The 15262-nt window shown below is 43.3% G+C and carries 19 protein-coding genes; all 19 read left to right on the top strand.

From position 1 onward, the window contains the following. The first annotated feature begins 218 nt into the window (after positions 1-218). On the top strand, positions 219-641 hold the full coding sequence (locus tag E4T79_RS09935) for an ArpU family phage packaging/lysis transcriptional regulator (protein WP_076996075.1): 423 nt from the start codon (positions 219-221) through the stop codon (positions 639-641). Between the two features lie 183 nt (positions 642-824). Then, positions 825-1418, top strand: coding sequence for a terminase small subunit (locus tag E4T79_RS09930; RefSeq protein WP_228062196.1), 594 nt, complete (start codon positions 825-827; stop codon positions 1416-1418). Continuing rightward, positions 1408-2655: a PBSX family phage terminase large subunit gene (locus tag E4T79_RS09925; RefSeq protein WP_076996074.1), complete on the top strand. Its 1248-nt coding sequence runs from the start codon at positions 1408-1410 to the stop codon at positions 2653-2655. The genes E4T79_RS09930 and E4T79_RS09925 overlap by 11 nt, the downstream gene beginning before the upstream one ends. A 12-nt stretch (positions 2656-2667) precedes the next feature. After that, complete coding sequence (locus E4T79_RS09920) at positions 2668-4173, top strand: phage portal protein (protein ID WP_135029882.1); 1506 nt, start codon at positions 2668-2670, stop codon at positions 4171-4173. Further along, on the top strand, positions 4163-5596 hold the full coding sequence (locus E4T79_RS09915; RefSeq protein ID WP_076996072.1) for a minor capsid protein: 1434 nt from the start codon (positions 4163-4165) through the stop codon (positions 5594-5596). Before E4T79_RS09920 ends, E4T79_RS09915 begins: the two co-directional genes overlap by 11 nt. 91 nt (positions 5597-5687) lie before the next feature. Next, positions 5688-5933, top strand: coding sequence for a hypothetical protein (locus E4T79_RS09910; RefSeq protein ID WP_135029880.1), 246 nt, complete (start codon positions 5688-5690; stop codon positions 5931-5933). A 149-nt stretch (positions 5934-6082) separates the two neighbouring features. Beyond that, entirely contained in the window at positions 6083-6655 is a 573-nt protein-coding gene (locus E4T79_RS09905; RefSeq protein ID WP_135029878.1) for a DUF4355 domain-containing protein, read from the top strand. A 10-nt stretch (positions 6656-6665) separates the two neighbouring features. Further along, positions 6666-7031 carry a hypothetical protein gene (locus tag E4T79_RS09900; RefSeq protein WP_076996069.1) on the top strand — a complete coding sequence of 122 codons (366 nt, stop codon included), beginning with the start codon at positions 6666-6668 and terminating at the stop codon, positions 7029-7031. A gap of 3 nt (positions 7032-7034) precedes the next feature. Then, a complete protein-coding gene (locus tag E4T79_RS09895) occupies positions 7035-8084 on the top strand; it encodes a major capsid protein (RefSeq protein WP_076996068.1) in 1050 nt (349 codons plus the stop codon). Positions 8085-8094: 10 nt separating this feature from the next. Then, a complete protein-coding gene (locus E4T79_RS09890; protein ID WP_076996067.1) occupies positions 8095-8331 on the top strand; it encodes a HeH/LEM domain-containing protein in 237 nt (78 codons plus the stop codon). 10 nt (positions 8332-8341) lie between these two features. Then, positions 8342-8695 carry a phage head-tail connector protein gene (locus E4T79_RS09885; protein WP_076996066.1) on the top strand — a complete coding sequence of 118 codons (354 nt, stop codon included), beginning with the start codon at positions 8342-8344 and terminating at the stop codon, positions 8693-8695. Next, positions 8692-9000 carry a hypothetical protein gene (locus E4T79_RS09880; protein WP_076996065.1) on the top strand — a complete coding sequence of 103 codons (309 nt, stop codon included), beginning with the start codon at positions 8692-8694 and terminating at the stop codon, positions 8998-9000. The genes E4T79_RS09885 and E4T79_RS09880 overlap by 4 nt, the downstream gene beginning before the upstream one ends. Beyond that, the gene (locus E4T79_RS09875; protein ID WP_076996064.1) at positions 8993-9346 is read left to right on the top strand and encodes an HK97-gp10 family putative phage morphogenesis protein; all 354 of its coding nucleotides are present in this window, start codon (positions 8993-8995) and stop codon (positions 9344-9346) included. Before E4T79_RS09880 ends, E4T79_RS09875 begins: the two co-directional genes overlap by 8 nt. Next, positions 9336-9725 carry a hypothetical protein gene (locus E4T79_RS09870; RefSeq protein WP_076996063.1) on the top strand — a complete coding sequence of 130 codons (390 nt, stop codon included), beginning with the start codon at positions 9336-9338 and terminating at the stop codon, positions 9723-9725. The genes E4T79_RS09875 and E4T79_RS09870 overlap by 11 nt, the downstream gene beginning before the upstream one ends. Before the next feature lie 14 nt (positions 9726-9739). Next, positions 9740-10222: a phage major tail protein, TP901-1 family gene (locus E4T79_RS09865; protein ID WP_076996062.1), complete on the top strand. Its 483-nt coding sequence runs from the start codon at positions 9740-9742 to the stop codon at positions 10220-10222. Positions 10223-10271: 49 nt separating this feature from the next. Next, positions 10272-10631, top strand: a complete 360-nt coding sequence (locus E4T79_RS09860) for a tail assembly chaperone (protein ID WP_076996061.1) — start codon at positions 10272-10274, stop codon at positions 10629-10631. A gap of 41 nt (positions 10632-10672) precedes the next feature. After that, complete coding sequence (locus E4T79_RS09855; RefSeq protein ID WP_228063845.1) at positions 10673-11005, top strand: hypothetical protein; 333 nt, start codon at positions 10673-10675, stop codon at positions 11003-11005. Then, complete coding sequence (locus E4T79_RS09850; protein WP_135029875.1) at positions 11005-14724, top strand: tail tape measure protein; 3720 nt, start codon at positions 11005-11007, stop codon at positions 14722-14724. Before E4T79_RS09855 ends, E4T79_RS09850 begins: the two co-directional genes overlap by 1 nt. Then, on the top strand, positions 14725-15262 hold a 538-nt coding region (locus tag E4T79_RS09845), incomplete at its 3' end, for a distal tail protein Dit (RefSeq protein WP_194183824.1). It abuts the gene before it with no gap.

The following is a 15262-nucleotide window of genomic DNA, read 5'->3' as shown; positions in this document are numbered from 1 at the left end:
AAGCTGATGCAAATAAGAAACTATCTGAATCAATTACGGATAACTTAATCCGTATGAAAGAAGCGGAAGCTCGTATGAAGCACGGCTGGGTTGAAGTGCAGACCTCTGGTGATGTGATTACAGACACCGGAAAATAGCTAACAAAAAAGCCAGCACTGCTCGTACTGACTGTGAATAATAACTGATGAATATATTATATCATAGAAAGGTATGAGCAGATGACTTTTTTTCCAGAAATCGATGAAAAACAGACAATTAGAAATGTTAAGAGAAAGCTAAGAGAATATCCACGCTGGCGCAGAATTGCAGGCGATGTTGACGGTCAAAAAGTCACTGCGACGTACTCTTTTGAGCCGAGGCGGTCACATGGTTCGCCAAGCAAGCCAGTAGAGCGTCTGGCTATCAATCGAGTGGATGCAGAGTCAGAACTTGAAGCTATTGAGTATGCAATCAACAATCTACTCAATCCAACGCACAGACGTATACTGTACGAGAAGTATCTCTACGCAGGCAAGCGATATGATTTTGAAATCTACAACGACCTGTATTTGTCTGAGGCTAGTTTCTATATCGAGCTAAATGATGCACTGCTATCGTTTGCGGAACAGTACAGAAATGGATGTTTGTTGGTTCAAAATTAGAGTTTTTAAAAGTTTTTGTCAAGAAATCAAAAGTTTTTGCATAGATTATTCGTTTTCGTCGGTGTTAGAATAGTATCATCAAGAAATAAGGGTAAGGCAGTAAGCCCTGCCTGTTATGGAGAGTTACTCAAGAGGCTAAAGAGGGCAGGTTCGAGTCCTGCTGTTCCCGTTGGAAGATTTTAATTGGTAGTTAAAGTCGGAAATTTAGTCACACACCCGTGTGGCTTTTTTGGGTTGGAGGTGGTGGTCATTGATAGACATCAACAAATTGTAGACGAGCTGACAGATGATGCAATTAAGCTGATGTCTGATTGGCCGTCATCGAGAGAGAAGCAAAGGCAGTTCGTTTTGGCTTATGTAGCCAGCGGCTTTAAAAATGCTACAGAAGCAGCTAGACAAGTGGGGTATTCGGATAGAACCGCTAAAGTGACATCTAGTCAACTCCTAACAAAACCTAACTTTTTTCACGTCCAGGAAGTCATCAAAATATTAAAGGAAAACTTTGATAAACGTAGCGCGGAGTTGTCTATCGCCTCAGCTATAGAAATAAAGCAGTTTCACACGGCTGTCATGCGTGGAGAGGTCAATGACACGGATTTAATCATGACAGGCGACGGAATGCAAGAAGTTATCGAAATACCTGCACGCTTGAAAGAGCGTCAGAAATCAGCAGACAGTTTGGCTAAAATGTTGTCCGAAGGTGAAGCTACTGCTCGTACAGAAACTGCATTAGATAACTATTTCAAAGAATTGGAGGATGCACTGAATGGGGATTGATAGGTTGTATCATGATAAGCAAATCAGCATTTTAAAGCGTGCATTACGTGAAGATTGGTACATGATGATTAACCACGGTGCTGTTCGTGCTGGTAAGACGCAACTTGACAATGATTTGTTTCTGCTGGAACTTCGCAGAGCGAAAGAGAATGCAAAGCATGATGACGTGGATACTCCAATGTATATTCTCGGTGCAACAAGCGCTGGAACTTTGCAGACGAATATTCTACGGGAGTTATCTGATAAATATGGCATTGATTTCAAGTTTGACAAGCATGGTAATTTTATGCTGTTTGGTGTCTATGTCGTAACGACCTTTACTGGGTCTATCGCAGGACTTCGCTCCATTCGTGGTATGACTTCTTACGGTGCTTATATCAATGAGGCGACATTGGCCAATAAGGAGGTTTTTGACGAAATCCGGAAACGTTGTTCAGGTTATGGTGCACGTATCATTTGCGATACCAACCCAGACCATCCGAATCATTGGTTGAAGAAAGATTACATTGACAAAGCAGACGGTAAAAGTATCATTGCCAATCATTTCACGATGTTCGACAATACTTTTCTTAATCAGCGTTATATCGAGAATCAGATTGCTACTACTCCGAGCGGGATGTTTACTGAACGGGGTATCTACGGCCGTTGGGTCAGCGGCGAGGGAGCAGTCTATCGTGATTTCAAGGAAGAGATGTATGTATCAAGTAGCGACGTTCCAATGGACGAAATCACGACGTATTACGCTGGCGTTGACTGGGGATATGAGCACCATGGTGTTATTGTAGTTTGTGGGCAGACCGCAGATGGTCAGGTCTATCTCTTGGAAGAACATTCGGCACAGTACCAAGAAATTGATTACTGGGTAGAGATTGCTAAGGACATCAAATCACGTTATGGGAATATCTATTTTTATGCTGATTCTGCCCGTCCTGAACATGTTGCCCGTTTTAGGCGTGAAAAAATCAAGTGTTTCAATGGGCAAAAGGCTCGTTTGAGCGGCGTTGAACAAGTGGCTATGTTGATGAAACAGGGTCGCTTTTTTGTTGTATCAGATAAGGTCAATAAGTTCAAAGATGAGATTTATCAGTATGTTTGGAACGAGAAAACTGGTGAACCTGAGAAACAAAATGATGATGTGTTAGATAGTTTGCGATATGCAATCTACTCTCACTATATTCAGAACAACAAACCAAAAGGCAACCAGTTCGATGTGTTACGAGCTGGTTTTGGTTTATAGGAAAGGAGAAATATGAGCTATATTGAAACTTTTAGCGACAGTACAGGCAAAAGCAAGCAGCTTGAGTTCCGCTTTCACCGCGAAGCTCGTTTGCGCTATCGTGTAGAGAAGTTAGAAGACCTTGAGGCTGACCACTACTCATTGCTACGTGGCTATATTGAGCATCACGAGACAATCCAGAGACCACGCATTCAAGAGCTATACGATTATGCAGAGGGTAATAATCACGAAGTTAGCAAGGTTGGCAGACGCAGGGAAGAAGATATGGCAGATTCCAGAGCTGTTCATAATTTTGGTAAGGCCATTGCTAGCTTTAAGCAAGGCTACCTGGTCGGAAACCCTATTCGTGTTGATTACGAGGAAGATGAGACAACAAATGAAGCCTTGAAAGAACTGTCCAAACTGAATGACTTCCACCAACTCAACAGGGGGCTTGTGCTTGATTTGTCGAAGGTCGGCAGGGCTTACGACTTGGTATATCGTGCTAAGGATGACACTACACGGGCGGTCAAGTTAGACCCGCTAGGAACTTTTGTTATTTTTGACATGACTCTGGAGAATCATAGTATAGCTGGTGTGCGTTATTATCAAAAGTCGCAGTTTGATGAAAATAAAAAAATAATCGAACTCTATACGAGCGATAAAATCGTGACGTTTGAATATGATGGCGAGTTGAAAGAGATTGATAGCAAACCTCATGCGTTCGGCTTAGTGCCCATCACAGAATATTTAAATACAGGAAACGGTATGGGCGACTATGAGACGGAGCTATCTTTGATTGACCTTTACGATAGCGCTCAATCTGATACAGCTAACTATATGAAGGACTTGTCAGATGCTATCTTGGCAGTCTTTGGGCGCATCTCATTTCCCGACTATGTCGATACAGTTGAAAAACAAATTGCATTCATGGGGAAGATGCGAAAAGCTCGCATGATGAATCTTGAACCTCCGACTGATAACGAAGGAAAAGAAGGCAATATTGGTGCTAAGTATCTATACAAGCAATATGATGTCAACGGAACAGAGGCGTATAAAAAACGTGTGGTAAACGATATTCATAAATTTACTAACACACCCGACATGACAGACGAGAGTTTTGCCGGTGTACAGTCTGGCGAGGCAATGAAGTGGAAGGTGTTTGGTCTTGACCAGGAGCGCGTAGACATGCAAGCACTTTTTGAACGATCGCTCAAACGTAGATACAGATTGATTGCAACAGTGTCAACAATCCTCAAAAAAATAAAAGACTTTAACGTGGCTAAACTGAAAATAACGTTTACTCCTAACCTACCTAAATCCTTGCAAGAGAAGATAGAGGCCTTCCAAGCTCTTGGTGGAGAAGTGTCAAAAGAGACCGCTATGCAGATTACAGATATTGTGGAAGATCCAAAAGCTGAACTTAAGAAGCTATCCGAAGAAGAACAAGGTGCTAGTCGCATGTCTCGCATCATTGCGATGAATGAGCGCCTGAGTGATAGCGACTTAGTGAAGGAAGTGATTGCTGATGGCGAGTGATTACTGGCGAAAACGTATCGAAGCCGAACAGAGGGCTAAAATCGAGCGTGATGCGACTTTAGCGGACGAGATGAAACGATTATATGCTTATCATTTTGATGCCCTTGAAAAGGAAATCAGAGCCTTTACAGACAGATACGGCGAGAAGAACAATATATCGTTAACAGAGGTCAAGAAACGTGTTTCGGAAATGGATGTTAAGGCTTTTGAAGAAAAGGCGAAGAAGTATGTTGCTGAGAAGGATTTTTCAGCCAAGGCTAATTCGGAACTAGCTCTCTACAATCTCAAGATGAAAGTCAACCGTTTGGAATTGTTACAGTATCAAATGGATCTGGAATTAGTTGCCTTAACGGAGGGAGAGCATCGACTGACCAGTCGTTTTCTAAACGCTGAATATGTCAAAGAACTTAAATTCCAAGCTGGATTATTAGGTAAATCAGTACCAAGCCCTAATCGATTGAAACAATTAGCCGAGACTACGATTAATGCTAACTTTTACGGCGCGAATTGGTCAGATAATATCTGGAAGCGCCAGACTGAATTGCGTTCTGTGACGGCAGAATTAACAGAGGAATACTTACTACGTGGCAAGAATCCTACTGCGCTTGTTTCCAGGCTTCGTAGAGAGTTTGATGTGACAAGTTATGAGGCTAGACGGCTGGCTATCACAGAGGGGGCTAGGGTGGCTACAGAAGCACAAAGACAGTCGTACATCGACAATGATTACGCTGAATATGAATATATTGCCGAGCCTAGCGCTTGTGACTTGTGCAAACCGTTAGATGGTAAAATTTTCAAAGTGAAAGACATGCAATCGGGTAAAAATGCTGCACCCATGCATCCACATTGCCGTTGTTCTACTGCTGCTCATTATTCAGAAAACGATGAGTATGAACGGTTGATACAGGAGTCGTGGAACTCACGCTATCCACATATGGCCAATATTACAAATAAGCTAATTGATGGTAAAAATCACTTGCCAGACATTGATATTAGCAATCAGGTCACAAAGGACGGAAAGACCTATGTGGTGGACGGTCACAATGTTGTATCTGACCACTCAAATTATGAGCATAGGGTGGCAAGTTGGTTCTCTAGTAAGACGGGAATGCACGTTGACATCTTACCGAGGGTTAATAATCCTGAGAATGTAAATACCCCTGATTATTTGATGGCGGGTGTCCCTTTTGATTTGAAAGGTTTTTCTGGCTCTGGAAAATATGTCATTGACAATAACTCTAGAAAAGCAAAAGTACAAGCGCCTAATATCATATTTGATGCAACAAAAAGCCCTCTAAGTGATGAGGACTTGTTGAGACAGTTAGATGATGTGTACCGTTCGGGACGACGTGGCTTAGAAATCGCAGTCCTCAAAAGAGGTAGTGAGGTCGTTGCTATTGTTCAACCCATACAAAAAAACTGAGGAAACCGCGCTCCAATGGGTGCTCGACCTCCTCAGTTTTGATTAAATTATACATCAAAACAGCTAATTTTGCAAGAAAAAGGAGAAGATTATGAACAAATGTATCAAAAAGAAACGCTGGCTTGAAATCAAACTCGCAGAATGTCTGGCTCGTGAGCTTTTGCTTATGTCCGCAGTGGCAGAACAAAATGACAAGATTTCTGAACAAGCGAAGGAAATCACTGAACTACGTTCCGTTATAGAACGCAATGCGCAGGCTACTAACTCAAGATTTAATTACCTTGAGAAAAAAGTGGCTGATAAGGTTTCTAAAAATTCTTGGTTTAGTCGCAAGTAAGGAGGTGGTCACTCATCTTGACTGGTAGGAAAGACTACTTTATACCGTGTGAAAATCCATACGGTTTTTATTTGCCCAAAACATGCTTAAGGCCTTAAACTGTGCAAGATTTTACAGTCCGACAGGACTCAAAACAAGGAGGTGCCTGTATGGCAGATTTAGTCGAAAACGGTGTAGTCGAAGAAGTATCTCAAGAGGAAGTCGACACTCAAGAAGAGGTGAAAACGGAAGCTACAGCAGAAAAGACATATACACAAGCGGAAGTGACTGAAATGATTAAACAGAATGTGAGTCGTGCAGTTGCTAAAGCTCACAAAGACGCTGAGAAGAAATTCAAGGCAGAACAAGATGAAGCTGATAAGTTAGCGAAGATGAATGAGAAGGAAAAAGCCGACTATGAACACGATAAACTTCTCGCTGAGTTGCAATCGTTGAAGGATGAAAAGACTCTTAATGAGATGAAGAATATCGCTCGTGGCATGCTTTTGGACTCGAATATCACGCTTTCTGATGAGCTTTTAGGTCGATTGGTTACACTAGATGCCGAGGAGACAAAACAAGCTGTGACGGGCTTTATTTCAGCGTTTAACGTAGCAGTATCTGAGGAAATCAAGAAGACCATTCGACAAGACACTCCAGGAGTAGGTTCTGAGGTGTCAAAACAAACCAATTATGGAGCTAGGCTTGCTAAAAACAAGAACACTAGCGAAAAATTAGTATAAGGAGGCCAATATGGCAGAAAAAACACTTTTTGGGGTCGCTGAAATCTTGCACAACATGACCTATGAGGCGATTTCCGTGACGATTGACAAAGAAACTACGGGCGCAGTGACTGAAAACGGTCGAAAAATCCTAAAAGCCGGTACTCTCTTGGCTGGTGATGGTGCATCTGTATTTGATGACCGTAGCAAGAAGGCGAAAGCGAATGCAACTGCACCAGATGGAGTCCTTCTCTATGATGCAGATGTAACAGATGGTGATGCAGTAGCTTCCTTGGTTTACCGTGGCACATTGCGTGCTGATAAAGTAAACGGCGGAACTGTATCAGACGCAATCAAAGGGAAACTCCCTCATATCCAATTTGTGAAAGGAGCTTAATAGATGGCTTTAATTTATGACGTTGTAACTGCCCCTAATTTGGCAGGTTATTGGAATACCTCTAAAGCCAATGTAGAGGCAACTCTGGGAGAGCGTGCCTTTCCAGCTAAGAAACAGCTTGGCTTGAAACTTGCTTTTATTAAAGGCTCAGCTGGACTTCCGGTTGTTCTTCGTGCATCTGCATTTGATACTGAAGCAACACTCCGTGAGCGTATGAACGTAACTCTTAACGAAGAAGAAATGCCTTACTTCAAAGAAGGGATTGTTGTAAAAGAGTCAGATCGTCAGCAACTCAATCTGATTGGGCAGACTGGCAATCAGGCATTGATTGATACAATTATCGAAGGTATCTTTGATGATGAAGCTCGTTTGTTGAGTGGCGCTCATGCTCGCTTGCAGGCAATGCGCTTCCAAGTGTTGGCAACTGGTAAAATCGGTATCATTTCCAACGGCGTAGCTCGTGACATTGATTATGGTGTGGCTGATACCAATAAAGGAGTTGTATCGACTGCTTGGTCAGATTCTGCAACTGCGACACCTCTTGCGGACATCTCCAAAGCTGTAGATGCGCTAGCTGCAACTGGTGGCAAGGCCGAGGTGATGATTCTTAATTCCAAGACATTCGCAGAAATTAAGGTTGCTAAATCAACCCTTTTGGCAATCAAGCCAACTGCCCCAGACCGTGCTGGTGTGACAAACCGTGAATTGAAGGATTATCTTGAATCAGAGTACGGTCTTGCAGTTGCAGTCGAAAACGGGACGTACAAAGATGATGACGGCGTGACTAAGAAATTCTATCCAGATGGACATGTAACACTTGCTCCAAACGGCGCACTCGGCAAGACTGTGTTTGGTACAACTCCAGAAGAATCAGACTTGCTTGGGGGTAACTCAGATTCTGCAAAAGTTGCTATTGTCGATACTGGTATTGCAGTAACAACAATTAAGCATGCTGATCCAGTTAATGTTGAGACTAAGGTTTCTATGATTGCCTTGCCATCATTTGAACGCTTGGACGAAGTATACATGCTTTCAACTGTGCCAGAAGCCTAGGAGGCGGACTATGGGAAATGTAATCAAGACTTTCCGAGACAAAGAGACTAAAGAGGTCTACTACATTGGACAAATCTATAATGGGGGCAGGACAGAAGAACTGACTGCCCTTGGTTTTTTGTCCGATAAAAAATCAGACGATTTTAGCAATTTGAAATTGGATGAACTTAAGGCGAAATTGGACGAACTCGGCATTGAGTATAATCCTAAAGCTAAGAAGCTGGAATTACTGGAATTGTTGAAATAGGGGGTATCGTATGTCTAAACTGGACGAGTATGCTGTACTTGAAAGCGTAAAAATAGACTTGGATATCAATGATAACTTGCAAGATGAATTACTTTTGTTACTGATTCGCAAGGCTACAGATCACTTTAAATTGGCTTACTCAGTTGAATCGATTGAGGATATTTTCTCGTTCGTTATCGAAGATTGCACCATTAAACGTTTCAATCGCCGGGGGTCAGAAGGAACGAAGGCGGAATCGATTGAGGGGCATTCGGTCACTTACGATGACACTGCGTCAGAGTTTGAACCATACGACGACTTGATACGCTCCAAATTAAGCCTTTTAGAGACTAAAGAGCGCAAAGGGGGTATTTATATCCTATGAGGTACAATCAGCGTGTACGGCTCTGTAGAGACGAAAAAAAGCACTACGATAGCGACTTGGGACGAATGGTTTCGGAGAAAAAGATTGTTGCTGAAATCCCCTGTTTTATATCGCCTGTGCGAGTTGAATTGTTGAATGCGTTTGGAAGCAAATTGAATCAGTCTAGCTTGGTTGTGCATGTCAGAGAGTATAGGGAAAAGGTCGACTCGCTCGAATTAGAAGGTCGGCCTTTTACTATTGTCAAAACACCGATTCACAGGAACGGTAGGACGATTTTTTATGTAAGTGAGGCGCTAAATGGCTAAGTTGGAGATCCGAGGCGATGAACCATTGATTAGAGCTTTACAGACCGCCGCAAACAATAAAGCACACAAGGCTATTGTTAAGAATTTTGGCGGAAAACTGCAGAAAACAGCTAAGAGAAAAGCAATATTTACTAAAGGATATTCTACTGGAGCAACCAAGGGAGACATTAACCTTGAAATTACTGACGGCGGTTTTACTGCCAAGGTAGAAGCTGGAACCGAGTACTCGGGCTACCTCGAAAAAGGTACTCGGAAAATGGAAGCACAGCCATTCATGAAGCCAGCTCTTGATGAAATTGAACCACAATTCATAGCGGAATTAAGGAGGGCCAGCATTGTTAAGTAAACAACCTGATCAACAGCTTCATGATGAATTGATTAAGCGGTCAAACGAACTGGGGCTTACTGCCTATCCATTTTTGCCACCAGACGGCACGCCCTATCCTTTCATGGTGGTTGCTTATACTCAGATTGTTCCTCAACCGACTAAATCCTACTTAGTGGGTACGGTATCAGCTCAAGTTGATGTCTGGGGCAAGGCAGATGATAGGAAGCTGGTTTCTGACTGGATTGGCGAGCTCATGAGGGAGTTTTCCACAATTAGGCAGATTGACAGCACAAGGTGGTCAATGGATTTAACCAGCCCAACCGAAATCATCAAAGATAACTCTACTCAAGAACTGCTCTACCATGGCATTCTTGACTTAAAATTCAAATTTCATTAGGAGGAAATAGCAAAATGGCAAATTATGGTAAAGATAAAATTTTGATGTTCCGCAAATTAGGGGACAAAAAGGCGGCTGCAAAGCTGGCTCTACAGACAGAACATTCTTGGAATTACGAGCGTTCCAATGATGTTAAGAAGACCAAAGACGGTGCGGTTACATCTGACGGCGGTCTTGAAGTAACCTTGTCAATTGAAGCAGTAGCTAACCGTGACGAGTTGAACAAAATGCTCAAGCAATCCGTTGAACAAGGTTTCAAGCTGGAAGTTTGGGAAATTGACCTTGCAGGTACAAAACAAGGTGCTAAATACCCGGCATTGTATGCCCAAGGATCGCTTTCAAGCTGGGAAGTACCGTCTAACGTGGAAGATTTGGAAACAATCTCTACTGAGATGACAATTGATGGTAAGCCAGTTGAGGGCTATGCTACTTTGACAGCCGAACAAGAAGCAGCTATCCGATATGCATTTGCGGATACTACTGCAATCACAGGCTAATAGGGGATAGGTTCCCCTATTTTTATTACAAAAAAGGAGTAACAAATAGATGAAACAGATTGAAATTAACGGCAAAAAATATGACTTGTATTTTGGAATTGACTTTATTCGTGAAATGGACAAACGCTATGAAGTTTCTGGAAATGGAGTCAAGTTCGGAATGGGTATTCAGTCATCTGTTATCTACTTACAGGACTTCAACCCAGTTGTCATCGTAGATATTATCTTATCAGCAACTCATACACTGAAATCAATCCCAAGCGTTGCAGACATTGAAACATGGATTGAGGAGCAGGGGGACAATCTTGAGAAGGTTTTTGATGATTTTTTATCTGCCTTAAAGAATGCACCAATGACCAAGCTAAAAGTCACAAAAATGTTGGAAGCAATAGAGAAACAAGCCAAGTAAAAACAACGGTAGCCAGTGACTCTCAGGAAATCTATGAGGATATGTTGGCTACTATTTTTGGTTTGTTCGGTATCTCAGATTATGCTCAGGCTGGAAGAATGACACTTGTTGAGTACAGGTTGAGGAAACGTGGACACATAATGAAGCGGTTAGAAAGGGAGCGAGAAATCTACCTGCAAGCCTACTTGAACCGCATTGTCAAAGCAACCGATAAAAAAGGTAAGGAATATGTCTATAAGGAGTTCGAGGATTTCTATGACGAAATGAAGCGTAAGAATGCAGTTCTTGGGGATAACTTTGCTCCCCCGGTCAATAGCAATCTAATTGCCCTTGCCAAACGTATGCAAAACTACAACGAGAAAGGAGGATACTGATGTCAAGTTACACGATAGAAGTCATACTGAAAGCTAGTACGTCGCAATTTACAGCTGGCATGCGTCAAGCCATGGAGTCGGTGGAGAACTTCAAGAGTGCAACAACTTCACTCAACTCTATCGGAGATGCCTTTATGGGTGTAGGTAGTGCCTTAACTGCTGGAATTACTGCACCAGTAGCGGCAGGGGTTACTGCAATCATCAAGTCCTATGCGGACCTTGAACAAGCTGTCGGTGGTGTTGAAACTTTGTTCAAAGAGTCAGCAGCCTCAGTGATTGCTAACTCTGAAACTGCCTACACAAGGGCGGGTGTTTCTGGTGTGAAATACATGGAGCAGGTAACATCATTCTCGGCGACTCTTTTGCAAGGATTGGGTGGCGATACTGCAAAGGCTGCTGCTTATGGTGATAAGGCTATTGTCCAAATGGCAGATAACGCAAACAAGATGGGTACTGCCATAGGCGATATTCAAAACGCTTATCAAGGATTTGCCAAAGACAACTATACCATGCTGGACAACTTGAAACTTGGTTACGGTGGTACACAGTCAGAAATGGCACGTTTGGTCAATGAGTCTGGGGTATTAAATGGGGCATTTGAAGCAACAGCTGAGAATGTCAAAGATATTCCATTCCATACCTTGATTGAGGCCATAGGGATCACACAGGACAGGCTGGGAATTACTGGAACAACTGCCAAGGAAGCAAGTGAAACCGTGTCAGGGTCATTCCAGGCGATGGTTGCTGCCGGGCAGAACCTTGTAGCAGGTTTTGGTGCTGCTGACGCAGATGTCAAGACTTTGATGGAGAACTTGAAATCGACTGTTGAGATATTTGTCCAGAATATTAAGCGAGTATTGAAGAACATTTGGGATAATCTCCCGATGGCTGAGTGGCAGAAGTGGGTTCTGGCTATTGCAGTAGGATCTGGACCGGTATTGCTGGCAATTGGTGGAATTATCAAAGCTGTCAGCGGTATTGGCAGTGTCTTCAAGACAGTTGGAGCAGTCATGTCCAATCCTTTTGGTTTGGCAGTTGTTGCTATTGCGGCACTTGTGGCAGGCTTTATCTATGCTTACAATCATTCTGAGAGATTCAGAAACATGGTCAATTCAGCTGTTGAGTCTGTCAAGAACAAATTTAATGAACTGAAGACCATGGCGCAACCAGCTATTGATAGTATTGTGAACAGTCTGAAAAAATTAAATGTTGGAGCATTCGGACCGCTCATTGGCGGTGTCGGTGTTGCTATCTTGGCTTTGAAGAAGTTGAAAGGTTTTGAGTTCTCAAAACTATTCAAGTTCCCAGCTCTTCCAAATCCATTCGCTAAACTGACTGGACTTGCTAAGTCGACAGGTTCAGCGGTCAAAGGAGTCTTTTCTGGTCTTGGGAAGTCTATTTCAGCAGTTTTCAAGGGGATTGGCTCAGGGATTGCAACAGCTTTCCGTGGTATTGCTTCCTCAATCTCCATGTTAAATCCTGTTGGTGTGGCTTCATTTGCTTTAGGTATTGCAGCGGTCACCGCCGCCTTGATAGCCTTGAGTGCTGTTCAGGGTATGGTACTTCCATTTTTACAAGGCTTGTCTGATATTTTAGTTAATCTTGTTGGAGGCGTTCTCCAAGCCTTTGCAACTACGCTCATCACACTTCAACCAGTTATGCTCACTATTGCAACAGCCTTGTCAATGCTGTCACCTCTAATTGTGGCAGTAGGTCAGGCATTTGCTGCAGCTGCTCCATTCGTGACGGCACTTGGTGAGGTTGTGACTAACATTGTTTCGATAATTGCTGCAGCGTTACCGTCAATAATCACAGCAGTTTCTGGCTTAGTGACAGCTATTGCTGGAGGAGTTACCCAAATAATCACAGCAATCACTCCAATTGTTCAAATTATTTCTGATACATTTGTCCAAGTTGTCACAGTGATTACTAATGCTATTGTTTCGATTGTTGAAGCCTTAGCACCATTTATTCCGAATATTACTTCAATGTTTGAAACGATTGTCACGGTCGTCAGCCAAGCTATTGTCCAAATCGTGCAAGCTCTAGCTCCATTCATTCCAGAATTGACTGCGATGGTTCAAGCTGTTGCTCCAGTTCTTGAAGGGATTGTGAGTGCCTTTGATAATCTGATTAGTCAAATCAGCCCAATTATCGATTCAATCACCAATCTTTTTAAGACACTCGGCGAGCAAATCAGTAATATCCTTGATAGTGCTAAGGGTGTTATCGAGGGATTTGGTTCGTCTGTTCGTAATATCCTTGACGGAATTGCGGGTATTTTCGAAAGTATGGGAAATGCGGCCAAAAACTCAGGTCAAGGTGTTAAGTTGATGGCTCAAGGTATCAAAATGCTAGTTGATCTAAAACTAGGGGACTTAGTCGGAACCTTGGCGGCGGTTGCTACTGGTTTGACAGCTATTGCAAATTCGGGAATTGCATCAGCAGGACCAGGATTGCAACAAGCAGGAACTGGACTTAGACTAATTGCAACATCAGCACAAGTGGCAAGTGTGGCAATGCAAGCCTTACCTGCTGCCTTTAGTTCCCTGAGCTCAAGCGTTGGAACTTTACCAAGTGCAATGACCACAGCTGCCTCTGCTATGATGTCTTTTGCAAGTGCAGTCGTGACCTCTTTTGCAGGCTTGGCAGAGTCAACTGCTAGTATCTCTGCTTTGCAAGGTCGATTAACGGCACTGTCAGCCTCAATGATGATGGCACAAGCTGGAGCTGCTGCAATGTCAGCAGGGTTTTCAGCAGTATCTGCTGTTATCGGTGTCCTTGGTGACATACTTGGAACAGTACCAGCTGGATTTACAGCTATTACCACATCAGCAATGATGGCACGGACATCAATCATGCAACTAGCTACATCAGCTCCTATGGTTGCCTCAGGCTTCGCCAGCATTTCAAGTGCTGCAACATCAGCAATGACTCAGCTTAATTCTGCTGTACGTTCTGCCATGACACAAGCCGTGTCTACCATGCGTTCAAGCATGACACAGATGGTATCTGTTGTAAGGCAGTCAGCTAGTCAGATGACGCAAGCTGGCCAACAGGCAGGGCGTGGAGTATCTAACGGCGTGACAAACGGTATCCGTTCAGGTATAGGCTCAGCTACGGCTGCAATGTCTGCCATGGTAAACGCAATCCGTTCAACAGCAATGGCTGGAGCTGGAGCCATGCAAGGTGTAGGGGCTATGATTGGCCAAGGATTGGCTCAAGGTATGTATTCAGCACTTGGAGCAGTTACAGAGGCAGCTAATGCCTTAGTAGCGCAAGCCGAGAGGGCGGCACGAGCAAAGGCACAAATTCACTCGCCAGCGAGGCTATTCCGTGATCGGGTAGGTGTCTTCATTGGTCAAGGTGTGGCAGTTGGTATTGATAAGAGTCAGAAATTTGTTGACAGAGCGATGGCATCAATGTTTGATGGTATCGATGACTTCAATACTCAGGTTGGCGATTTAATGGCTGGTAATCTTGCTTATAGCTTTGACGTTGGGCGGCATTCTAGGTCTGTGGAGGTTACCTACCGCAGACAAGATGACGAACAGATGGGAGTTATTAGAGAAGCGCTAGCCACTATCAAGGATCTTGTTAGTCGTGATACGGTTCTTGAAATCGATAGCCGTGAGTTTGCCCGTGCGACAGGCCAATCACTTTCTGAGTATCAAAACGAGCAGCGACAACTACAAGATATGTTAAGGGGGATAAAATAATTGTCTAGGTTTTCATACAAGGGCGTTGATTTATCGCCCTTTTTAACTATTTTAAGGATTGAGCGGACTGTCGGTAATGAAAGGCAGATACAGACCAACAATGCTCCCAAAATCGGCGTCAATCTCCAAGATGTCATGTTCGGAGCTAAGATCATTAAGGTTAAGGTCAGTCTGGCAACAAGGGCAATAACTCCAGAATTTGTTGATACGGTAGCTTACCCTACTATCGCTACTGAAAACATCAACAAGTTGCGGGAGCAAGTGTCAGGACTGTTGCATACGGACAGCGAGCAGAGATTAGAGCTTCCAGATGAACCTGATAGGTACTATATGGCTATCCCGAAAGGTGATATAAACCTAGAGGGAATTGCGGACTGGTACGATGAAACGACCATTGAGTTTTTTGTACTTGACGGTGTTGCGCACAGCACTACTTACCGCAAGTTTGACAATGGTACGGTACAGTCTGACAAGATTGTCTTCAGTCTTATCAACGATGGCAATGTGCCAGCCTTTCCTATAGTCACCGTCAAGCATA

Source organism: Streptococcus sp. LYSM12, from assembly GCF_004569635.1.
Lineage (GTDB): Bacteria > Bacillota > Bacilli > Lactobacillales > Streptococcaceae > Streptococcus.
The sequence above is the reverse complement of the archived record's forward strand: the minus strand, read 5'-3'. Positions and strand labels throughout refer to the sequence as shown.